18 protein-coding genes are annotated in these 20230 nt (G+C 71.6%); 10 read left to right on the top strand and 8 right to left on the bottom strand.

Features of this window, described 5'->3' with window-relative positions; genetic code table 11:
- The first annotated feature begins 36 nt into the window (after positions 1 to 36).
- From AW274_RS28905 to AW274_RS28890, 4 genes are all read left to right on the top strand, one after another.
- A complete protein-coding gene (locus AW274_RS28905; protein WP_062438393.1) occupies positions 37 to 1158 on the top strand; it encodes a sensor histidine kinase in 1122 nt (373 codons plus the stop codon).
- Positions 1155 to 1802 (top strand): response regulator transcription factor, encoded by a 648-nt coding sequence (locus AW274_RS28900; RefSeq protein ID WP_062438390.1) that lies wholly within the window; start codon positions 1155 to 1157, stop codon positions 1800 to 1802. The genes AW274_RS28905 and AW274_RS28900 overlap by 4 nt, the downstream gene beginning before the upstream one ends.
- A 103-nt stretch (positions 1803 to 1905) precedes the next feature.
- Complete coding sequence (locus AW274_RS28895; RefSeq protein WP_062438386.1) at positions 1906 to 2724, top strand: sulfite exporter TauE/SafE family protein; 819 nt, start codon at positions 1906 to 1908, stop codon at positions 2722 to 2724.
- Positions 2725 to 2782: 58 nt separating this feature from the next.
- Positions 2783 to 4183, top strand: a complete 1401-nt coding sequence (locus AW274_RS28890) for a tetratricopeptide repeat protein (protein ID WP_157520784.1) — start codon at positions 2783 to 2785, stop codon at positions 4181 to 4183.
- Here AW274_RS28890 and ald read toward each other — a convergent pair.
- Together ald and AW274_RS28880 are read right to left on the bottom strand one after the other, a co-directional pair.
- Positions 4180 to 5295 (bottom strand): alanine dehydrogenase, encoded by a 1116-nt coding sequence (gene ald / locus AW274_RS28885; RefSeq protein WP_062438380.1) that lies wholly within the window; start codon positions 5293 to 5295, stop codon positions 4180 to 4182. The two genes, AW274_RS28890 and ald, sit on opposite strands and share 4 nt — an antisense overlap.
- Positions 5296 to 5311: 16 nt before the next feature.
- On the bottom strand, positions 5312 to 6691 hold the full coding sequence (locus AW274_RS28880) for an aspartate aminotransferase family protein (protein ID WP_062438377.1): 1380 nt from the start codon (positions 6689 to 6691) through the stop codon (positions 5312 to 5314).
- Between the two features lie 219 nt (positions 6692 to 6910).
- Here AW274_RS28880 and AW274_RS28875 point away from each other — a divergent pair, with 219 nt between their 5' ends.
- The 3 genes from AW274_RS28875 (at position 6911) to AW274_RS28865 (ending at position 10742) form a co-directional block, all read left to right on the top strand.
- Positions 6911 to 8251, top strand: a complete 1341-nt coding sequence (locus AW274_RS28875) for a M20/M25/M40 family metallo-hydrolase (RefSeq protein WP_062438373.1) — start codon at positions 6911 to 6913, stop codon at positions 8249 to 8251.
- 150 nt (positions 8252 to 8401) lie between these two features.
- On the top strand, positions 8402 to 10033 hold the full coding sequence (locus AW274_RS28870; RefSeq protein ID WP_232320468.1) for a substrate-binding and VWA domain-containing protein: 1632 nt from the start codon (positions 8402 to 8404) through the stop codon (positions 10031 to 10033).
- Positions 10034 to 10130: 97 nt separating this feature from the next.
- Positions 10131 to 10742 carry a hypothetical protein gene (locus AW274_RS28865; RefSeq protein ID WP_062438370.1) on the top strand — a complete coding sequence of 204 codons (612 nt, stop codon included), beginning with the start codon at positions 10131 to 10133 and terminating at the stop codon, positions 10740 to 10742.
- Positions 10743 to 10886: 144 nt separating this feature from the next.
- On the opposite strand, the gene AW274_RS28860 is transcribed toward AW274_RS28865, so the two are convergent.
- Positions 10887 to 11840: a threonine ammonia-lyase gene (locus AW274_RS28860; RefSeq protein WP_062438367.1), complete on the bottom strand. Its 954-nt coding sequence runs from the start codon at positions 11838 to 11840 to the stop codon at positions 10887 to 10889.
- A gap of 113 nt (positions 11841 to 11953) precedes the next feature.
- On the opposite strand from AW274_RS28860, the gene AW274_RS28855 reads away from it, so the two are divergent.
- Genes AW274_RS28855 through AW274_RS28845 form a run of 3 tightly spaced genes read left to right on the top strand, consistent with a single transcriptional unit; the run spans position 11954 to position 14089 of the window.
- A complete protein-coding gene (locus AW274_RS28855) occupies positions 11954 to 12808 on the top strand; it encodes a LysR family transcriptional regulator (RefSeq protein ID WP_062438364.1) in 855 nt (284 codons plus the stop codon).
- Positions 12809 to 12836: 28 nt separating this feature from the next.
- Positions 12837 to 13469, top strand: a complete 633-nt coding sequence (locus tag AW274_RS28850) for a LysE family translocator (RefSeq protein WP_062438360.1) — start codon at positions 12837 to 12839, stop codon at positions 13467 to 13469.
- A 35-nt stretch (positions 13470 to 13504) separates the two neighbouring features.
- Positions 13505 to 14089, top strand: coding sequence for a dihydrofolate reductase family protein (locus AW274_RS28845; RefSeq protein WP_062438358.1), 585 nt, complete (start codon positions 13505 to 13507; stop codon positions 14087 to 14089).
- Between the two features lie 27 nt (positions 14090 to 14116).
- On the opposite strand, the gene AW274_RS28840 is transcribed toward AW274_RS28845, so the two are convergent.
- The 5 genes from AW274_RS28840 to AW274_RS28820 are packed head-to-tail and all read right to left on the bottom strand — an operon-like array spanning position 14117 to position 20204.
- On the bottom strand, positions 14117 to 15679 hold the full coding sequence (locus AW274_RS28840) for an acyl-CoA synthetase (protein ID WP_369408681.1): 1563 nt from the start codon (positions 15677 to 15679) through the stop codon (positions 14117 to 14119).
- Positions 15676 to 16824: a thiolase family protein gene (locus AW274_RS28835; protein WP_062438351.1), complete on the bottom strand. Its 1149-nt coding sequence runs from the start codon at positions 16822 to 16824 to the stop codon at positions 15676 to 15678. Before AW274_RS28835 ends, AW274_RS28840 begins: the two co-directional genes overlap by 4 nt.
- Positions 16824 to 17801 carry a thiolase family protein gene (locus tag AW274_RS28830; protein ID WP_062438348.1) on the bottom strand — a complete coding sequence of 326 codons (978 nt, stop codon included), beginning with the start codon at positions 17799 to 17801 and terminating at the stop codon, positions 16824 to 16826. Before AW274_RS28830 ends, AW274_RS28835 begins: the two co-directional genes overlap by 1 nt.
- The gene (locus tag AW274_RS28825) at positions 17801 to 18682 is read right to left on the bottom strand and encodes a Zn-ribbon domain-containing OB-fold protein (protein WP_062438344.1); all 882 of its coding nucleotides are present in this window, start codon (positions 18680 to 18682) and stop codon (positions 17801 to 17803) included. The genes AW274_RS28830 and AW274_RS28825 overlap by 1 nt, the downstream gene beginning before the upstream one ends.
- The gene (locus AW274_RS28820; protein ID WP_062438341.1) at positions 18672 to 20204 is read right to left on the bottom strand and encodes an acyl-CoA synthetase; all 1533 of its coding nucleotides are present in this window, start codon (positions 20202 to 20204) and stop codon (positions 18672 to 18674) included. The genes AW274_RS28825 and AW274_RS28820 overlap by 11 nt, the downstream gene beginning before the upstream one ends.
- Positions 20205 to 20230: the final 26 nt, after the last annotated feature.

Below are 20230 nucleotides of genomic sequence, written 5' to 3'. Positions count from 1 at the left end.
GATGTCATGCCCACTGGCGTCGCCTAACGTGACACCGTGGTCGAGCGCAGAGACGTGGTGCACGCCATCGTCGCGGCGGTGGTGCAGACCGCCGCGTCCGTGGGGGCCCAATACGGCCAGCCCACCCGCGCCCCCCTCGACTGGCGGGGCTACCTGCTCCTGCTCGTCGGCCCCGCGATGATCCTGTGGATGCGGCGGCGGCCCGTCGCGGCCATGGCCGTCACCCTCGCGGCGACCGCGGTCTACCTGGCGTGCGGCTTCGCCTACGGGCCGGTGTTCCTGACGCCGATCATCATGATCGTGCACACCCTGGTCTCCGGTCACCGGCGCCCGGCGTGGGCGGGGGGCCTGGCGGCGCTCGTCTTCGTCGTCGTCTACACCACCTGGTTCGCAGAGGGAAACGCCGGCTGGTTCCACAACCTCACCGTGGCGGCGTGCCTGCTGCTGGTGCTGGTCTTCGCCGAGTGGATCCGGGCCTTTCGCGAACGCCGGGCCGAGAAGGCCCAGAAGGCGGCCGAGGAGGAACGTCGGCAGGCCAGCGAGGAGCGGCTGACCATGGCCCAGGAGCTCCACGACGTGCTGGCGCACAACATCTCGCTCATCCACGTGCAGGCCTCGACCGCGCTGCACCTGATCGAGACCCATCCCGAGCAGGCCCGCAGCGCCCTGTCGACGATCAAGACGGCGTCCAAGGACGTGCTGAGCGAGATGCGTGGCGTGCTCGACGTGCTGCGCGAGGGCGCGCCCCGCACCCCGACCGCCGGGCTCGACCGCCTCGACGACCTGGCCGACCGCAGCTGCCTCGACGTCAAGCTCGTGCGGACCGGCGAGGTCAGGCCGATCCCCCACGGCCCCGACCGGGCGGCCTACCGGATCGTCCAGGAGAGCCTCACCAACGTGACCCGGCACGCCCCCGGCTCGTCGGTGGTCGTCACGCTCGAATACGGCGACGACGTGCTGGCCGTCACGGTCACCGACGACGGCGCCGGGAAACGCGACGCGGTCACCGATCTGGGCGGCGGCAACGGCATCCCCGGCATGCGCGAACGCGCCTCGGCCCTGGGCGGCTCGCTGACGGCGGGCCCCCATGACACCGGTTTCCGGGTGGCCGCCACCCTCCCGATCCCCGCCCCGATCCCCGTGAAGGAGAGCCCGTGATCAGGATCCTGCTGGCCGACGACCAGGCCCTCGTCCGGGCAGGGTTCCGGGCGCTGCTCGACGCGCAGGAGGGCATGGAGGTGGTCGCCGAGGCCGGCGACGGGGCCGAGGCGGTGCGGCTGGCCGGGGAGCACTCCCCCGACGTGGTGCTGATGGACATCCGCATGCCCGGCACCGACGGCCTGACGGCGGTCCGGCTGATGCCGCCGGGGCCGAAGGTGGTCATGCTGACCACCTTCGAGCTCGACGAGTACGTCTTCGAGGCGCTCCGGAGCGGCGCGAGCGGCTTCCTGGTCAAGGACACCGAGCCGGCCGAGCTCATCCAGGCGGTCAGGGTGGTGGCGGGCGGTGCGGCGTTGTTGTCGCCCGGCGTGACCCGGCGGCTGATCGCCGAATACGCCTCGCGGGCGAAGGCGCCAGTCGTGCCGAAGGAGCTGGGCTCCCTCACCGAGCGGGAGCGCGAGGTGCTCGCCCTGGTGGGCAACGGGCTGACCAACGACGAGATCGCCGGGAAGTTGTTCATGTCGCCCGCCACGGCGAAGACCCACGTCAGCCGGGCGATGATGAAGCTCGGGGCGCGCGACCGCGCCCAGCTCGTGGTGATCGCCTACGAATCGGGCCTGGTCAGGCCGGGGTGGACGTGATGGAATAGCCCGGTAAGCGCTTTCCGTGCTGCGGCCAGGTACGGAGGGAGTGGCATCCGGGCCACTTCTCGCGTCCGGCCGGTCACGTTAGGTTGCGCTGGTGATGGCCTTGTTCGCCGGCGGGGTGGGCGCCGGGCTGCTCGCGGGCTCCGTGTCGTGCACGGCCGTCCAGGGTGGGCTGATCGCGGGGGTCGACCGCATCTGGGCCTTCCTGGCCGGGCGGGCCCTCGTCCACGTGGTGCTGGGAGCGCTGCTCGGGCTGGTCGGGTCGGCGCTGGTGATCGCCCCGGCCGTGCGGGCGATGGTGCTGGTCGCCGCCGGGATCGGCGTGGTGGTCGCGGGCGTCGCGCTGCTCCGCAGGCCGATGGCGTGCCGGCCGCTCACCGGGAGCCCGTTCGCGCGCGGGGCGGCGACGATCCTGGTGCCGTGCGGGGTGACGCTGAGCACCGAGCTCGTGGCGGTCTCCGGCGGGTCGGCGCTGGCCGGGGCGGTGCTGATGGGCGGGTTCGTGCTGGGGAGCTCTCCGGCGTTCGCGCTGGTCGGCATCGTGCTCAAGCGGCTGGCCCGGTGGGCCGGGGTGGTGGTGATCGCCGCCGGTCTGTTCACCGTCTTCTCCGGGGTACGCCTCGGCGGCTGGTTGCCCGACAGCCCCGCCGTCGCCGCCTCGGCCGGGAACGTGGTCTGGGCGACCCCGGGCGGGTTCCGGCCGGTGGGCATCTCGGCCGCGGCGCATCGGGAGATCGTGGTGGTCTTCCGTACCGAGGCCAACCGCAGTTGCACCACCACGGTCGTGATCGACGGCCGCGACGTCGCCCTGCCGGAGACCGGGCAGGTCACGATACGGCTTCCCGCGCGGGGCCCGGGGACGGTCCGATACTCGTGCGGCATGGGCATGTTCTCGGGATTCATCAGCATCCGCTGAGGTAAGAAACTGGCAATCACCATCCGTGACCAGACCGTTACATGCAACTCTGTCGGGCATGACAATGTGGCCTGAGGTGTCGGCCCGGACCGCACAGGTCCCGCCGCCCCGCCCCGCCGCCGACGGCGAGGGCGACGATCTGCACGCCGCCGCTCAGGCGGGGGACGCCCGCGCGGCCCACCTGCTGGGGCGGCTCTACGCCCAGCGCGGCGACCGCTCGGCGGCCCGCCACTGGTGGGAGCGGGCGGCCGGGGCCGGCAACGTCGACAGCGCGTTCAACCTCGGCAAGTGGCACGAGAAGCACGGTTCGCTCGACGAGGCGCTGCGCTGGTACGAACTGGCCGCCGGCACCGGCGACGCCGAGGCCGCCGCCAACCTGGCCACGTTGCTGCTGGAGCAGAAGGGCGACGCCCCCGCCGCCTTCCACTGGTACGAGACGGCCGCCTCCGCCGGGTCGCGGCGGGCGTCCAGAAGACTGGCGCTGCTCTGCGAGGACGCGGGAGAACTGACGCGCGCCCGCGACTGGCACCGCAGGGCCGCCCTCGACGGCGACCTGACCAGCGCCCACGACCTGGGCTTCCTCGGCTACTCGGGCGGCGAGGAGGGCGACGCGCGGCACTGGTGGGAGTTCGCGGCCCGGGGCGGGCACGCCGAGGCCGCCTACCACCTGGGGCTGCTGCTGCACGCCCTGCGCGACCCCGAGGGCGCCGAGGTGCTCTACCGGCTGGCTTCCCAGCACGACCACCCGGGGGCCGCCTCCCAGCTGGGCAACCTGGCGCTGGCCAGGCGAGACCTGCGCACGGCGCGGGCCTGGTTCGAGCGGGCCGCCGGCACGGGGCGGGTCGACGACCAGCGCATGGCCGGGTTCGTCTGCGTCGAGCTCGACGACGCGCGGGCCGCCTCCCACTGGTTCGGGCGCGCGGCGGCGAGCGGCGACGCCGAGGCGGCGTACAACTTCGGTTTGCTGCTGATCGCCGAGCACGCCGACATGAGCGGCGGCGAGCACTGGTTGCGGCAGGCGGCGGCGCAGGGCCACTACCGGGCCGCGCTGGAGCTGGCCACGCTGCTGACGGCCACCGACCGGGCCATGGAGGCCGAGCGGTGGAGCAACCTGCCGAAGACGCCGGGCTGGGACCGGCCGGCCGAGCCCGAACTGGCCGCGCGGGCCGAACTGGCCGTCGCGGCGGCCGGACGGCGCGGCGAGACCAGCCTCGACGTGGCCGAGCTGAGCGAGATCCTGGGCACCTGGGACATGGTCACCCGGCGGCTGCGCGACCCGATCGACCCGATCACCTGGCTGGCCGAGAAGAGCGGCCTGCACGTCGGCGCGGTCGAGCACCTCGCGGCCGTGCGGGCCACCCTGCTACGGCCGGGGACCGCCCCCTGGCCCACCCCCACCGAAGTGGAGCGGGTCCTGGAGACGGCCCGTGACCTGCGAAAACGTTTGGGCCTGAGCTAGGCCGCGATGACCTCGCCGACCGGGGTGAACGGCAGCTGGTGCGCCACCGCCACCGGCTCGTTGGTGACGAGACCCTGGTGGGTGTTGAGCCCGAGCGCGAGCGCGGGGTCGGCCGCCAGCGCCTTCTTCCAGCCCAGGTCGGCCAGCTTGACCGCGTAGGGCAGGGTGGCGTTGGTGAGGGCGTAGGTGGAGGTGTTGGCCACCGAGCCCGGCATGTTCGCCACGCAGTAGAAGATCGAGTTGTGGACCGTGAAGGTCGGCTCGGCGTGCGTGGTCGGACGGGAGTCCTCGAAGCAGCCGCCCTGGTCGATCGCGATGTCGACGAGCACCGAACCCGGCTTCATGCGGGCCACCAGCGCGTTCGAGACCAGCTGGGGGGCCTTGGCGCCCGGGATCAGCACGGCGCCGATCACCAGGTCGGCCTCCATGCAGGCCTTCTCGATGGCGTACGACGTGGACACCAGGGTCTTGAGGCGGCCCTGGTAGATCGCGTCGATGAAGCGCAGGCGGTCGATGTTGACGTCGAGGATGGTCACCTCGGCGCCCATGCCGACCGCGATCTGCGCGGCGTGCAGGCCGGAGACGCCGCCGCCGATGACGACGACCTTCGCCGGCGCCACGCCGGGCACGCCGCCCGGGAGCACGCCCCGGCCGCCGTTGAAGCGCATCAGGTTGTACGCCCCCACCTGCGGCGCCAGCCGCCCGGCCACCTCGGACATCGGGGCCAGCAGCGGCAGCGCGCCGCCGATCTGGACCGTCTCGTAGGCGATGGCCGTGGTGCGGCTCGAAAGGAGCGCGTCGGTGCACGGCCGGGAGGCGGCCAGGTGGAGGTAGGTGAAGAGCACCTGACCCTCGCGGAGCCGGTGGTACTCCTCGGCGATCGGCTCCTTGACCTTCAGGATCATCTCCGACTCGGACCACACCTCGTCGGCCGATTCGACGATCTTCGCGCCGGCCGCCAGGTACTCCTCGTCGGGGATGTGCGAACCGAGGCCCGCGCCGCGCTGGACATGGACGTCGTGGCCGTGGACGACCAGCTCGTGGACGCCCGCGGGGGTCGCGGCGACACGATATTCGTGGTTCTTGACCTCGGCGGGCACGCCGATCTTCATCTTCGGGGTTCCTTTCTCAGAGCAGAGCCCAGGCTTCGGTGAGGACTCCGCGAAGGATGGATTCGATTTCGTCGAACTCCTTCTGGCCGCAGATGAGCGGCGGGGCGAGCTGGACCACGGGATCGCCGCGATCGTCCGCCCGGCAGTAAAGTCCTGCCTCGAACAGCGCCTTGGAGAGGAAGCCCCTGATCAGGCGCTCCGACTCGTCGGCGCTGAAGGTCTCTTTGGTGTTTTTGTCTTTCACGAGCTCGACGCCCCAGAAGAACCCGCTGCCCCGCACATCGCCGACGATGGGCAGGTCGTAGAGCCTCTCCAGGGTGGCGCGGAACGCGCCCTCGTTGCGGGTCACGTGACCCAGCAGGTCTTCGCGCTCGAACAAATCGAGGTTCGCCAGCGCCACGGCCGCCGACACGGGGTGTCCGCCGAACGTGTAGCCGTGGGCGAACATCTCGGTCCCCGACTTGAACGGCTCGAAGAGCCGGTCGGAGCAGATCATCGCTCCAAGTGGAGAATACCCGCTGGTCAGACCCTTCGCGGACGTGATGATGTCCGGTACGTAGTCAAATTTTTCCCCGGCGAACATGGTGCCGAGCCGGCCGTAGGCGCAGATGACCTCGTCGGAGACGAGCAGAACGTCGTACTCGTCGCAGATCTCGCGCAGTCGCTTGAAGTAGCCGGGAGGCGGCGGGAAGCAGCCGCCGGCGTTCTGGACCGGCTCGACGAAGACGGCGGCCACCGTGTCGGGGCCCTCCATCTCGATCGCGCGGGCGACCCGCTCGGCGGCCCAGATGCCGTACTGCTCGGGGGTCATGCCGGGGACGCCGGTGATCTCGTCGGCGCGGTAGTGGTTGGTGTTCGGCACCCGGACCGAACCCGGCACCAGCGGCTCGAACATCTGCTTGAACAAGGGGATGCCGGTGATCGACAGGGCGCCCTGCGGGGTGCCGTGGTAGGCGATCTGGCGGCTGATGACCTTGTGCTTGAGCGGCTTGCCGGTCAGCTTGAAGTACTGCTTGGCGAGCTTCCAGGCGGTCTCCACCGCCTCGCCGCCGCCTGTGGTGAAGAACACACGGTTCAGGTCGCCGGGGGTGTGCTCGACCAGCCGGGCGGCGAGCTCCACCGCCTTGGGGTGGGCATAGGACCACAGCGGGAAGAAGGCCAGCTCCTGGGCCTGCTTGGCGGCCGCCTCGGCGAGCTCGCTGCGGCCGTGGCCGGCCTGCACCACGAAGAGGCCGGCGAGGCCGTCGAGGTAGCGCTTTCCGTTGACGTCGTAGATGTAGGCGCCCTCACCTCGCACGATCATGGGCACCTCGGCGTTCTCGTAGGCGCCGTGGCGGGTGAAGTGCATCCAGAGGTTGTCGTGAGCCGCTCTCTGCAGGTCTTCGGGGTGCGTCATCAGTACTTCCCTTGGTGTCTGAGCTCCGCTGTCAGTGTGCACGGCGTCCCGGAGATCTGCCAAGGGAAAACGTGGTTGCAAATTGAAACGGCTTCGGATTCCTCGATATCTACGTGTAACAGCGACGAAATTCGTCGACCTGTTTGATCTGGGCAGATTCATGATCGCGGCACGCGTCCCGCTCCGGGCAGGTGCCCGGTTTGTGGTTCGATGGGGCGCATGACTCCTGGTGACATCGAAGACGCCGTCGCCGCCGCCATGCCGCGCGCGGTGGAGGACCTCAAGGCGCTGGTCTCTATCCCGTCGGTCGCCTTCCCCGGCCATCCGGAGGAGGAGGTGCGGCGCGCCGCCGCGGCCGTGGAGTCGCTGCTGCGCGACGCCGGTCTGCCGACCGTGCGGCAGATCCCGGTCGCGGGCAGCTTCCCCGCCGTCTACGCCGAGGCCCCCGCGCCTCCCGGCGCTCCGACCGTGCTCCTGTACGCCCATTACGACGTCCAGCCCCCCGGCGACCCCGCCCTGTGGGACACCCCGGCCTTCGAGCCCACCGAGATCGACGGTGCCGTGTACGGGCGGGGCGCCGCCGACGACAAGTCCGGCATCATCACCCACCTCACCGCGCTCCGCGCCTTCGACGGCGACTTCCCTGTGGGGGTCCGGGTAATCATCGAGGGCCAGGAGGAGTACGCCGGCGAGCGCCTGGAGCGGTTCGTCGAGGAGAACCCCGAGCTGGTCCGCGCCGACGCGATCATCGTGGCCGACTGCGGCAACCCCGCCGTCGGCGACCCGGCCGTGACCACCTCGCTGCGCGGCATGGCCGCCGTCACGGTCGAGGTGCGCACGCTCAAGGACGCCCTGCACAGCGGCGCCTTCGGCGGCCCGGCCCCCGACGCCCTGTCGGCGCTGATGCGGATGCTGGTCGCCCTCCACGACGACAACGGCGACCTGCGCGTCCCGGGCCTGGAGAAGGGCGTGTTCGACGGCGACGCCGGCACCGACGAGGAGTTCCGCGCGGGCGCCGGGGTGCTCGACGGGGTCTCGCTGGTCGGCACCGGCTCGATCGCCGACCGCATCTGGGGCTCCTACGCGATCACGGTGACCGGGCTCGACGTGCCGACGGTCTCGGGCGCGGTCAACGCCATCCAGGCGGTCGCGCGGGCCCGGGTGACCATTCGCATCCCGGCCGCCAACGACCCGAAGACGGCCCTGTCCGACGTGACCGCCTTCCTGGAGGCGCAGGCGCCGTGGGGCGTCCACGTGACCTTCTCCGACGTGTCGGTCGGCTCGGGCTTCCAGGCCCCGGCGGGCGGGCCCGCCCGCGCCGCCCTCGACCGGGCGATGACCAGGGCGTTCGGCCGGGAGCCGCGCGACGTCGGCCAGGGCGGCGGCATCCCGCTGGTGGCCACCCTCCAGCGCCAGTTCCCGGAGGCCGAGCTGCTGCTGTTCGGCGCTGAAGACGAGGCCGCCCGCATCCACGCCCCCAACGAGCGGGTCGTGATCGACGAGCTCCGCCGCGTCGCCACCACCGAGGCGCTGTTCCTGCTGGAGTACGGAGCCTCGTAAAGAACTTTGCCGGGCCCCCGTTCGTCGGCATATATACCGACACATCTGTGGGAGGCCCCTGTGCGCCGTCGATCCCGCCGGTTACCTGAGGCAGATTCGCAGCGCGAGCCACGGCCGGCCTTCGGCCGTCCGCGTCTCGCTTCGGCCCTGGTGGTCGCCGCCATCGTGGCGGGCGCGATCGTCGTGGTGGTCCGGACGGTCCATGCCGATCCCGAATGCACCCCGTCGACGGCCGGGGTGCGGATCGCGGCGTCCAGCGAGAAGGCCGAGCTGTTACGGCAGATGGCGGCCGACTACTCGCGCAAGGGCTGCGGCGAGGTCGTCGTGACGACGATGGCGTCCGGGGCGGCCCTCGACGCGCTGGCCGACGGCTGGACCCGTGACGACGGGGCGCGGCCCGACGTGTGGAGCCCGGCGGCGTCCGGCTGGCTGACGCTGCTGCGGCAGCGGGCCCGCTCGGCGCCGATCCCGGCCGAGGCCCCCTCGATCGTGAAGACGCCGCTGGTCATCGCGATGCCCGAGCCGATGGCCGCGGCCCTCGGGTGGCCCGAGAAGGCGCTCGGCTGGGGTGACGTGCTGGAGCTGGCCTCCTCCGAGGAGGGGTGGGCGCGGCACGGGCACCCCGAGTGGGGGCCGTTCCGGCTCGGCAAGACCCATCCGGGCTTCTCCACCTCGGGGCTGAACGCGACCATCGGGGCGTACGTCGCCGCGACCGGGGTATCGGGAGACCTGACCACCCGCGACGTCGCCGCGCCGAAGGTACGGCGGTTCGTCCAGGGGGTCGAGCGGTCGATCGTCCACTACGGCGACACCACGCTCACGTTCCTGTCCAACCTTCAGCGGGCCGACGACGCGGGGGCGGCGATGTCCTACATCTCCGCGGTCACCGTCGAGGAGAAGTCGGTGTGGGACTACAACGAGGGCAACCCGACGGGCGACCCGGCGACGCTCGGGCGGCATGACCGGCCCGAGGTGCCGCTCGTGGCCGTGCATCCGAAAGAGGGCACGCTGCTGTCCGACAACCCCTACGCCGTGCTGAAGTGGGCCACCCCCGCCAAGCGCAAGGTCGCGGCCGACTTCCTGGCCTACCTGCGGGCCCCCGCGCAGCAGCAGCGCTTCACCGACCACGGCTTCCGGGCCCTCGACGAGCCCCTGCCGGTGAAGATCCTCCAGGTCCCGGCCCCGAAGGTGCTCGACGCCGTGCTGGCGAGCTGGGCCGAGCTGCGCAAGCCGGCCAACGTGCTGATGGTCATGGACGTGTCGGGGTCGATGGAGGCGTCCGCTTCCGGTACGGGGAAGTCGAAGCTGGCCCTGGCCCAGTCGGCGGCCGAACGGGCCGTCGGCGACTTCGGCCCCCGCGACCGGGTCGGGTTGTGGTCGTTCTCGACCGGCCGGAAGGAACTGGTGCCGATCGCCGCCGGCACCCGCGACGACCTGCGGGAAGCGATCGACCGGCTGCATCCCCAGGGGGCCACGAGCCTGCATGACACGGCGCTGGCGGCGTACCGGCACGTACAGGAGCAGGCCGGAAGTGACACCATCGACGCCGTGGTGCTCCTCACCGACGGACGCAACGAAGTCCAGCAGACCATCACCCTCGACCGGCTCCTGAGCGGCCTGCGCGGGCGGCACCCGGTGCGGGTCTTCACCATCGCCTACGGGGCCGACGCCGACCTGGAGACGTTGCAGACCATCTCCGCCACGACGCGGGCGGCCTCCTACGACTCCCGCGACCCCGGCGTGATCGACCGGATCTTCACGGAGGTGATCGCCAATTTCTAGGTTCGCCAACCCGTGGGCCCTGCTGCCGGGGGCCGTCGCGGGCCTCGCCTCCCTGGCTCTGCGCCTGCCGATCGCGGCGGCCGTCGCCGTCGCCCTGGTGGGCTGGCTGATCGCCGCCTTCCTGGCCTCCCCCGAACCCGGCGAACCCCGGTCGATCACCCCGGTGACCCCGGCCAGCGCGGAGGACCGCGCCCTGGCCCGCGCGGAGAACGCGGCGACGGCCTTCGCCGAACTGAGCGAGTCGATGCGCGGCCGCCTGCTGGTCGGCCCGGTGGCGTCGATGCGCTCCCAGGTAGACGACACGGTCGCGACCCTGCGGCGACTGGCCGCCCACACCTCGGTCACCACGGCGGCCCTCGGCCGCTTCGACCCCGACTTCCTGCGCCAGGAACGCCTGCGGCTGACCCACTCCCGCGAGTCGGCCCGCCCGGAGATCGCCGCCGAACTCGACCGCGCGATCTCGGCCCTGACGGCGCAGGAGGGGGTCTACACGCGGTTGTCACAGACCCGCGAACGCCTGCTGGTCCGGCTGGAGTCGACGGTGATCGTCCTGGAGGGCCTGGTGGCCCGGCTGGTCGAACTGTCGGCCTTGGACGCGACCAGCGGCACCGCCACCCCCCTGGCCCTCGACCAACTGACGGCCGACCTGGAGCTCACCCGCCAGGCCCTCCACGACCTAGACGACGAAACCCGCGACGACCTCCCCTGATCCGGCCTCCGGCCGGATATTTCGGCTTATGGGATTCCCTAGAGCGCCGTCAGCTTCGCCGGGCCCGCACTGCACGGCTCATGCGGCCCCAGGCTTGTGAAGCGCCGCAAGTACCGCCAGCCCCGGGTTGCCGCACTGCACGGCTCATGCGGACCCTCGCTCGAAAAGCGCCGTCAGTTCCGCCGGGCCCGCGTTGCCGCCTGACACCACGATCGCGACCTTCTTCCCTGCGAACTGTTCGCGCTGGGAGAGCATGCCCGCCAGGGCCGCCGCGCCCGCGCCCTCGGCCAGAGTGTGGGCGTGGGTGAGCAGCAGGCGCTGGGCGGTGCGGATCTCCTCGTCGGTGACCAGGAGGAAGTCGGTGAGCAGTTCCCGCATCACCTGCTGCGGGAGCGCGTAGGCCGCGCCGGTGGCCAGGCCGTCCACACGCGTTTTCATCGGGCGCAGCACCATCTCGCCGAGCCGCCACGAGTCGTGCGCCGCAGGGGCGGCGGCCGACTGGACGCCGATCACCTGACAGCCGGGAGCCAGCGCCCGCGCCACCAGGCAGGCGGCCGCCGCGCCGGTTCCGCTGCCGACCGGGACCAGGATCGCGTCGAGGTCGGGACGCTGCGACAGGATCTCCAGGTAGAGGGTGCCCACCCCGGCGATGATCTCGGGCTCGTCCGCCGGGCTGATCAGCCGCCGACCCAGCCGGGAAGCCTCCTCGCGGGCCACGTCGGCGGCCTCGACCATGGTCGCCCCGCCGACGACGACCGTCGCGCCGAGGGCCTCGACGGCGGCGACCTTCGACGGGTTCGGGTTCTCCGGCATCACGATCGCGCACGGCGTGCCGAACAGCCGCGCGGCGTAGGCGATCGACTGCGCGTGGTTCCCCGTCGAGTAGGCCACCACCCCGCGGTCGCGGTCGACCATGGTCGCGAGCAGGGTCAGGCCGCCGCGCACCTTGAAGGCCCCGATCGGCTGGGTGTTCTCGTGTTTCACCCAGAGCTCCGCCCCGGCGGCCGCGTTCAGGACGGGGTAGCTCCACATCGGGGTCGGCGGGATGTGCCGGGCGAGCAGGGAAGCGGCCTGGAGGATGTCACGCATGTCGGTCATGCCGACCAGCCTGACCCCACCCCCATCGATAGGTCCAATAGGGAAATAGCGCGAAATCCATAGACGGTGTCGATGTATTCCCGCCATATACCGGCCTGAGTAGCATCGATGAGGTGCTCGACCCCGTCCGCCTGAGGGTACTCGTCGCCGTCGCCCGCACCGGCTCGCTGACCGCGGCCGCCAAGGAGCTCCACTACGCCCAGCCCTCCGTCAGCCACCACCTGGCCCGGCTCGAAGCCGAGACCGGCGCCAAGCTGCTGCAACGCGTGGGCCGAGGGGTCCGGCTGACCGACGCCGGGCAGCTGCTCGCCGAACGCGCCGCCGAGATCCTCGGCCGGCTCGACTCCGCCGCCACCGAACTCGAGGCGCTCATCCAGCTCAGGGCCGGCCGGGTCAGGCTGGCCGCCTTCCCCTCCGCGCTCGGCACCTTCGTGCCCGAGGCCGGCGTCCGGCTCGCGCGGTCCTACCCGGGCGTGGAGCTGCACATCGTCGAGGCCGAACCGCCCGAGGCGCTGGCGATGATCAGGGCCGGCGAGGCCGACGTCGCGGTGGTCTTCGGGTACGGACTGGGCGAGGACCCCGACGTCCGCACCCGCCACCTGTTCGACGACCCCGGCCACCTGGTCCACCTCGACGGCCCGGCCCTCAAGGACCACCGCGACGGCCAGTGGATCGCCGGTTGCGAACGTTGCCGCCGCCACCTGCTCGACGTGTGCGCGAAAGAGGGCTTCACCCCGAACATCACGTTCACCACCGACGACTACGTCGCCGTGCAGGCGATGGTCGCGGCCGGGCTCGGCGTGGCGATGCTGCCGTCGCTGGCCCTGCGGGCCCACCGCAACCCGAAGGTCCGGACCGTCGAACTGCCCGGCTCGGTCAGGCACGTGTACGCCGCCACCTACGGCGCCCCGCCCGATCCCCCGGCCACCCAGGCGCTGCTGGAGGCGCTGGCAAAACCCTTGGCGTGATCAGCGCGTTCGTCCTTATCCTCGCGGCATGCCCGATCTGCCGACGCTCGCCGTCTTTTCCGTCGCCACCCTGGCTCTGCTGCTCGTGCCCGGCCCCGCCGTGGTCTACATCGTCACCCGCAGCGTCGCCCAGGGGCGTGCCGCCGGGATGGTCTCGGTGCTCGGCGTGCACGCCGGGTCGCTCGTCCACATCGCCGCCGCCGCGCTGGGCATCAGCGCGATCCTGGCCGCCTCGGCGACGGCGTTCACCATCGTCAAGTACGCCGGCGCCGCCTACCTCGTCTACCTGGGCGTCCGCAAGCTCATGGACCGGAGCTCGGCCGAGGAGGCCGTGGTCGTCGCGACCCCGAAGGCGCGCCTGTTCGGCGAGGGCTTCGTGGTGAACGTGCTCAACCCGAAGACCGCCATCTTCTTCCTGGCCTTCCTGCCGCAGTTCGCCGACCCGCACGCGGGCCCGCTGGCCCCGCAGATCGTGCTGCTCGGCATGATCTGGGTCGTCCTCGGCATGGCCAGCGACGGCACCTACGCCCTGGCCGCCTCCGCGTTGTCCGGACGCCTCAAGCGCTCGGCCGCCGCCCGTCGCCGGCTCGACGTCGGCAGCGGCGTCGTCTACATCGCGCTCGGCGGGGTGGCCGCGTTCGCCGGGGAGCCGTCGAAGTAGCCGATTCTGTCGGTGCCCTCGGGCACGATGACGGCATGATTCACGCGGGCATCACCATCTCCCTCGACGGTTTCGTCGCCGGTCCGAACTGGGGCCCCGGCCGAGGTCTCGGCGACGGCGGCGAACGCCTCCACTACTGGGTGTTCGGCGGGCCGTGGACCTACGAGAACCCGTCGTCCGGCAGCGACCTCCACCCGGTCGACGCCGAGGTCATCGCCGAGATGAACGGGGCGGGCGCGACCATCGTCGGCCGGAGCATGTTCGACGCGGCCGGCGCGTGGGGCGGCGAGAACCCGTTCGCCAGCCCGATCTTCGTGCTGACCAACCGGATCACCGACGACCTGCCGACCGACTTCACCTACGTCACCGGCGCGGAGGAGGCGCTGAAGCGCGCCCGCGAGACGGCAGGCGACCTCCCGATCGCCATCGGCGGCGGCGCCGACGTCATCCGGCAGTATCTCCGGATGGGCGTGGTCGACCGGCTCTGGATCACCATCGCCCCCGTGGTCCTGGGCAGCGGCACACCGTTGTTCGACGGCACCTTCGAGGCCGACCTAGACCTGGTGAACTGCCGCACCTCCCCCCTGGCCACCCACCTGACCTACGACATCAAACGCTGACCCACCCAAGCGACCCCCCGGCCCCGGTCACGGGTCGAACTGTTCGCGGGCCCACCTGTAGTCGGCCTTGCCCGACGGGGAGCGCACCAGTTCCCCCACGAACGCGTACTGCCGAGGGACCTTGTAGCCCGATAGGCGTTCGCGGCAGTGGGCGTCGAGGTCCGACTCCGTGAGGTTCTTGGTGCGGGGTTCGACGACGGCGGCCACGCGGTGGCCCCAGCGGTCGTCGGGCAGGCCGGTGACGACCGCGTCGAAGACGCCCGGGTGGCCTTTCAGCACGGCTTCGACCTCTTCGGGGAAGACCTTCTCGCCGCCGGTGTTGATGCACTGGGAGCCGCGGCCGTAGACGCGGATGGTGCCGTCCTCCTCCACGCGGGCGACGTCGCCGGTGAGCAGCCACTTCACGCCGTCGGCGTCGGTCACGAAGGTCTCTTCGGTCTTCGCCGGGTCCTTGTAGTAGCCGTGGGCGATGCGGCCGGTCTTGGCCACCACGCCCATCTCACCGGGGGCGACCGGGCGCAGCGCGCCGTCGAGCACGGCCATCGTCGCGTTCGGGTTGGGCTGGTATTTCAGGCCCGACTCCGGCGACGACCCGGCGACCGCCGAGGCGGTGTAGCCCGACTCGGTCGAGCCGAAGCTGTCCATGATCATGACGTTCGGGAGCAGCGCCTGCAGGCGGTCGCGGACGGCCCCGGTCAGGATCGCGCCGGTCGAGCTGAGCACGAACAACGACGACAGATCGTAGGAACCCGTCTCCAACGCGTCGGCCAGCGGAACCGCCATGGCGTCGCCGGTGATGGTGATCGACACCACCTTCTCCCGGCCGATCGCGCGCAGCACCGCGTCGGCCTCGAAGCGCGGCACGTAGACCATCGTCGCGCCCATCCAGAACGCGATGAACGTGCCCATCTGGGCGGCGCCGTGCATCAGCGGGGCCGCGGCCATCATGGTGAGCGGCCCGGCGGCGCGGGCCTGCTCGACGACCGCCTCGGGCGTGGTGTGCGGCGCGCCGTAGGGGTTGCCGCCGCCGAAGGCCATGAACAGGTCCTCGTGCGTCCACAACACGCCCTTGGGCAGGCCGGTCGTCCCGCCGGTGTAGATGATGTAGACGTCCTGGCCGTCGCGCGGGCCGAAGTCGCGGTCGGCGGAGCCCTCGACCGCGCGGCTCCACGGCACCGCGTCGGCGATGGCCGAGTCGCCCACCGCGATGAGGTGGCGCATCCGGTCGGTGCGGGCGGCGGCGACCCGGTCGTCGAACTCGGCCGAGTAGACCAGGGCGACGATGTCGGAGTCGTCGTACAGGTAGCTCAGTTCGGCCGCGACGTAGCGGTAGTTGACGTTCACCGGCACCGCGCGGATCTTCAGGATCGCCAGCAGCGCGATCACGTATTCGAGCCCGTTGTAGAGGTGGACGCCGACGTGCTGACCGGGGGCGACGTGCCCGGCGAGGTGGTGGGCCAGCCGGTTGGCGGCGGCGTCGAGTTCGGCGTAGGTGGCCCGGTCGTCGCCGCAGACCACGGCCGTGCGGTCGCCGATGGCGTCGGCCAGCCCCTCGAAGAGGTCGGCGTGGTGGAAGTGCATCGGGCTCATGGCTTCTCCGCTCCGACGATCCACATGGCGAAGAACTGCGCGCCTCCGCCGTACGCGTGCCCGAGGGCCTTCCTGGCCCCCTCGACCTGGTGCTCGCCCGCCATGCCCCGGACCTGGAGCGCGGCCTCGGCGAACCGGATGAGCCCGGAGGCGCCGATCGGGTTGCTCGACAACACCCCGCCGGAGGCGTTCCACGGGATGTCGCCGTCGAGTGCGGTGGCCCCGGCCTCGGTGAGCTTCCAGCCCTCGTTGACGCCGCAGAAGCCGAGGTTCTCCAGCCACATGGGCTCGTACCAGCTGAACGGCACGTAGACCTCGGCCACGTCGAGGTCGCGGCGCGGGTCGGTCACGCCGGCCTGGCGGTAGACGTCGGCGGCGCAGTCGATGCCCGCCTGCGGGCTGACGGTGTCGCGGCCGGCCCGGAAGATGGGCTCGGAGCGCATCGCGCCGCCGTGCACCCACGCCGGGGTCCCGGTCACCGCGTGCTCCGACGACAACACGATCGCGCACGCGCCGTCGGACGACGGGCACGTCTCCAGGTAGCGGATCGGCTCCCACAACATGGGCGTCGACTCGACCATGGCGCGGTCGATGCCGGGGATGCGCAGGTGCGCGTAGGGGTTCTTCAGCGCGTTCAGCCGGTCTTTGACCGCGACCAGGGTGCCGATGTGGTCGGGCGCGCCCGACCGGCGCATGTACTCGCGGATGTGCGGGGCGAAGTAGCCGCCCGCCCCCACGACCAGCGACGACGTGAACGGCAGATGGGTGGTCAGGGCCCACGTGGCGTTCGACTCGCTCTGTTTCTCGTACGCCACCACCAGCACCCGGTCGTGCACGCCGCCCTGGATGAGCGAGGCCCCGACGAGCGCCGTGGAGCCGCCGACGCTCCCGGCGGTGTGCACCCGCATCATGGGCTTGCCGGCCGCGCCGAGCGCGTCGGCGAGGTACGCCTCCGGCATCATGACGCCCTCGAACAGGTCGGGCGCCTTGCCGACGACGACGGCGTCGATGTCGGCGAAGGTGAGCCCGGCGTCCTCCAGGGCGCGCAGCGCCGCCTCCCTGACCAGCCCGGCCATGGAGACGTCCCGGCGCCGGGTCGTGTAGTGGGTCTGGCCGACCCCGATGACCGCGCAACGATTGCCCATCACGACTCCCGGGACAGGACGGCGACGAGGTTGTGCTGGAGGCAGGGCCCGCTGGTGGCGTGGGCGACGGCGCGGGCGGCGGTGCCGTCCATGACCCGGCTGGCGGCCTCGCCGATGCGGATGAGCCCGGTCGCCATGACCGGGTTGGCGGCCAGCGGGCCGCCGGAGGGGTTGACGACCGTGCCGGCGGGCAGGCCGAGCGCCTCGGCGAGGACGATCTCCTCGTGGGCGAACTGGACGTGCAGTTCGGCGACGTCGACAGGGCCCTTGCCGACCCCCGCCGCCGTTGCGGCAGCGGCGGCGGAGGCCGACCGGGTGAGATCCCTCATGCCCGGATAGTGCGGATCTATGCGATGGGCGATGCCGGTGATGTACGCGAGGTTCGTGCGGTCCTGGAGGAGATCGCCCGCCACCAATACGATCGCGGCGGCTCCGTCCGTGATCGGGGCGGTCTCCACGGGTTCGGGAAGCTTGAGCGCGTAGGGGTTGGTCTGAGCGGACTCCCAGCTGCGCCGGGCGACGGCCGGGAAGTCCCCCTTGACCGCGCTGCGCTGGAGGCCCGCGTAGGAGAGCTGGTCGAGGCCCAGCGGGGCCAGGTAATAGGGGTCGAGCTGGAGGGTCATGATCTCGCGCAGGTCGCCCATCGACGACTTGCCGAAGCCGTAGACCAGGGCCGAGTCGACGTCGCCGTGTTGTAATCGCACCCACGCCTCGTAGAGCGCGAAGGCGGCGTCCATCTCGACGTGGCTCTCCTGGATCGGCGGCCACGCGCCGAGCGCGTCGAGGGCCGACACGAACGAGAACGGCGCCCCGGCCAGGTAGTCGCAGCTGCCCGAGCAGGTGAAGCCGAATTCGGTGAGGCCCGACTGTTCGCGTACCGCCCGGATGACCGGGAGGATCAGCTCCGCCTCCGCCAGCCCGGTGTCGTGATCGGTGTGCGTGGTCTGCGCGAACGCCGCGACGGCGACCGGTCTCATCACGCCTCCCGTTCCGGCGCGAACCACTTGACGGTCCCGCCCTCGAACACGGCCCGCACCCGCATCCCCTCGGTGACCTGGTCGGACGGGATCTCCGACAGCAGCGCGATGATCGGGGTGTCGGCCCCGTCGAGCAGGATGTACGCCGACACGAACGGCACCTGCGGCGCGCGCGGGTCGGGCAGGTTGTTGATCGCGAACGTGGTGACCGTGCCCGCGGGCCCGACCTCCAGCTCCTCCTCGATGACCGACCCGCACTGCGGGCACGAGAGCCGGTAGGGCACGTAGACGCTCTCGCACGTCGGGCACCGGCCCGCCAGGAAGACCTCCCTGGTCAGCGCGTCGAGGTACCGCGCGAGGGCGGCCCCCGGCGTCACCGTGTACTCGGTGCGCACGGTCGCCACGATCGTGCTCACCTCGGGCACGAAGCACTCGAGGTCGGTGATCGAGCCGACCCGGTCGGATCGCCAGCGCGGCCAGACCCGCATCCCGGTCCGCATCGCCTTCACCGGAGCGTCGACCGCGTGCACCAGCGAGGTGTCCGCGCCGTCGAGCCGGATCAGCGCCCACGCGAACGGCCGGTCGAGCGGGTGGTTCTTGCGCGGCTCCTCGACCCAGGTCCACTCGCGGACGGTCCCGGCCGGGCCGACCTCGACGAAGTCGTAGGACGGTTCCGGGCTCGTCTGGTCGGGAGTCGTGAGCGTCGGTTCGCCGGTCGCCGGGTCGTACTCCAGTGGCGGCACCAGCACCTTCCGCGCGGCCGTGCGGACCCCGACGATCCGGCCGGCGCGCAGTTCGGTGAGGAAGCGGCCGATGACCGGCCCGGTCGAGCGGGTGTAGCCGCCCGGGAACTCCAGAACGTGGTTGGGTTCAGATGGCACTGGCCCGGCCCTCCCAGTAAGGCGCGCGGAGTTTGCGTTTCAGCAGCTTGCCGTTGGGTTCGCGGGGCATCTCGGCGATGAAGTCGATGGTCTTGGGCCACTTCATCGTCGACAACCGCCCGCGCAGCGAGTCGAGCAGCTCGGCGGCCAGCTCGGGGCCGGGGATCACCCCTTCGGCCGGTTCCACGACGGCCTTGATCTGCTCGCCCCAGTCGTCGTCGGGGATGCCGAACACCGCGACGTCGGCGACCTTGGGGTGGACGAGCAGCTCGTTCTCGATCTCGGCGGGGTAGATGTTCGCCCCGCCCGAGATGATCAGGTCGGCCTTGCGGTCGCACAGGAACAGGAAGCCGTCGCCGTCGAGGTAGCCGATGTCGCCGACGGTGAAGAACTCGCGCAGCCGGTTGGCCGCGGTCTTCTCTGGGTCGCCCTTGTACTCGAACGCGGCGGCCCCCATCTTCATGTAGATGGTCCCGGGGGTGCCCTGCTCGACGGGGTTCATCTCGTCGTCCACGATCAGGAGTTCGCTGATCGGCCACGCCTTGCCGACCGTGCCGGGGTGCTTCTTCCAGTCCTCCGGGGTGGCGAGGGTGCCGCCGCCCTCGGTGGCGGCGTAGTACTCGTAGACGACGTCGCCCCACCAGTCGAGCATCGCCGCCTTGACCGGCACCGGGCAGGGCGCGGCGGCGTGGATCATCCAGCGCAGCGACGACAGGTCGTACCGGCCCTTGACCTCCTCCGGCAGCGACAACAGCCGCTTGAAGTGGGTCGGCACCAGGTGGGAGTTGGTGACGTGGTAGCGCTCGCACAGGCGCAGCGTCTCCTCGGCCTCCCACTTGTCCATCAGCACGAGCGTGTGGCCCATGTGCAGGGCGCTGCCGCCGAACTGGGTGACGGCGGTGTGGTAGGCGGGCGCGGTGACCAGGTGGGCGTTGGGCTGCCCGGGGGTGATGCCGAACAGCCGCAGCAGCGAGGTCATCAGCTCGGCCATGTCGTCGGGGTCGAGGCCGGTCAGCGCGCGCCGGACCCCCTTCGGACGGCCGGTCGTGCCGGAGGTGTAGTGCATCGTCGCCCCGGCGGTCCGGTCGGCCGGCATCTCGGCGGAGCCCGTCGGGATCGGCGCGAAGCCCTCGACCTCCCCGAAGGCGAAACACCGCTCGGGGCCGAGCCCGGCCCGGCCGCGGGCCCCTTCGACGGCGAAGCGCTCGTCCACGAAGAAGGCCTTGGCCTCGCTGTCCTCGACGATGTACGCGATCTCCGGCCCCGTCAGGTGCCAGTTCACCGGCGTGTAGTACCACCCGGCCTGCAGCGCCGCGAGGTAGAGCACCAGCCCGTCGGCGCCGTTGGGCACCAGCCCGCAGACGCCGTCGCCGGGCCGCAGCCCGAGCTCGCGCAGCCCGTGGACGAGCCGGTTCGCGCGGGCCAGCAGGTCACCGGCCGAGTGCTCCGTGCCGTCGGGGTCGACCGCGGCGATCCACGTGGGATCGGCCTGCGCCAGCCGCCAGAATCCGAGTGCGCCCATGAGCGCTCCTTCCAACCAAGCGCTTG

Source organism: Herbidospora daliensis, assembly GCF_001570585.1.
Lineage (GTDB): Bacteria > Actinomycetota > Actinomycetes > Streptosporangiales > Streptosporangiaceae > Herbidospora > Herbidospora daliensis.
This window is presented reverse-complemented; position numbering and strand designations above follow the sequence as displayed.

Bases quoted from the DNA above. Each gene is read 5' to 3' on its own strand.
- AW274_RS28880 (WP_062438377.1), bottom strand. From the start codon at position 6,691: ATGACGCACCCCGAAGACCTGCAGAGAGCGGCTCACGACAACCTCTGG.
- AW274_RS28890 (WP_157520784.1), top strand. From the start codon at position 2,783: ATGACAATGTGGCCTGAGGTGTCGGCCCGGACCGCACAGGTCCCGCCG.
- AW274_RS28830 (WP_062438348.1), bottom strand. From the start codon at position 17,801: ATGAGACCGGTCGCCGTCGCGGCGTTCGCGCAGACCACGCACACCGAT.
- AW274_RS28820 (WP_062438341.1), bottom strand. From the start codon at position 20,204: ATGGGCGCACTCGGATTCTGGCGGCTGGCGCAGGCCGATCCCACGTGG.
- AW274_RS28835 (WP_062438351.1), bottom strand. From the start codon at position 16,824: ATGGGCAATCGTTGCGCGGTCATCGGGGTCGGCCAGACCCACTACACG.
- AW274_RS28850 (WP_062438360.1), top strand. From the start codon at position 12,837: ATGCCCGATCTGCCGACGCTCGCCGTCTTTTCCGTCGCCACCCTGGCT.
- AW274_RS28840 (WP_369408681.1), bottom strand. From the start codon at position 15,679: ATGAGCCCGATGCACTTCCACCACGCCGACCTCTTCGAGGGGCTGGCC.
- AW274_RS28845 (WP_062438358.1), top strand. From the start codon at position 13,505: ATGATTCACGCGGGCATCACCATCTCCCTCGACGGTTTCGTCGCCGGT.
- ald (WP_062438380.1), bottom strand. From the start codon at position 5,295: ATGAAGATCGGCGTGCCCGCCGAGGTCAAGAACCACGAATATCGTGTC.
- AW274_RS28875 (WP_062438373.1), top strand. From the start codon at position 6,911: ATGACTCCTGGTGACATCGAAGACGCCGTCGCCGCCGCCATGCCGCGC.
- AW274_RS28860 (WP_062438367.1), bottom strand. From the start codon at position 11,840: ATGACCGACATGCGTGACATCCTCCAGGCCGCTTCCCTGCTCGCCCGG.
- AW274_RS28895 (WP_062438386.1), top strand. From the start codon at position 1,906: ATGGCCTTGTTCGCCGGCGGGGTGGGCGCCGGGCTGCTCGCGGGCTCC.